1 protein-coding gene is annotated in these 480 nt (G+C 68.5%); it reads left to right on the top strand.

Annotated features, from left to right (window positions below):
- On the top strand, positions 1–480 hold a 480-nt coding region (locus LPA54_RS37255; protein ID WP_267487992.1), incomplete at both ends, for an FGGY-family carbohydrate kinase.

The following is a 480-nucleotide window of genomic DNA, read 5'->3' as shown; positions in this document are numbered from 1 at the left end:
TGATGAACACCGGCGACAAGCTCATCAACTCCTACAGCGGCCTGCTGACCACGGTGGGCTACCAGATCGGCGACCAGAAGCCGGTCTACGCCCTGGAGGGCTCGATCGCCGTCACCGGTTCGCTGGTGCAGTGGATGCGCGACCAGATGGGCCTCATCTCCACCGCCGCCGAGATCGAGACCCTGGCGCTGTCCGTCGAGGACAACGGCGGCGCCTACTTCGTGCCGGCCTTCTCCGGCCTGTTCGCCCCGTACTGGCGCTCCGACGCCCGCGGAGTGATCGCCGGCCTCACCCGGTACGTGACCAAGGCGCACCTCGCGCGCGCCGTCCTGGAGGCCACCGCCTGGCAGACGCGGGAGATCGCCGACGCCATGACGAAGGACTCCGGCGTGGAGCTCACCGCCCTCAAGGTCGACGGCGGCATGACCTCCAACAACCTGCTGATGCAGACGCTCTCGGACTTCCTGGACGCCCCCGTGG

The sequence above is a fragment of the Streptomyces sp. DH12 genome, from assembly GCF_020873895.1.
Taxonomy (GTDB): domain Bacteria; phylum Actinomycetota; class Actinomycetes; order Streptomycetales; family Streptomycetaceae; genus Streptomyces.
The sequence above is the reverse complement of the archived record's forward strand: the minus strand, read 5'-3'. Positions and strand labels throughout refer to the sequence as shown.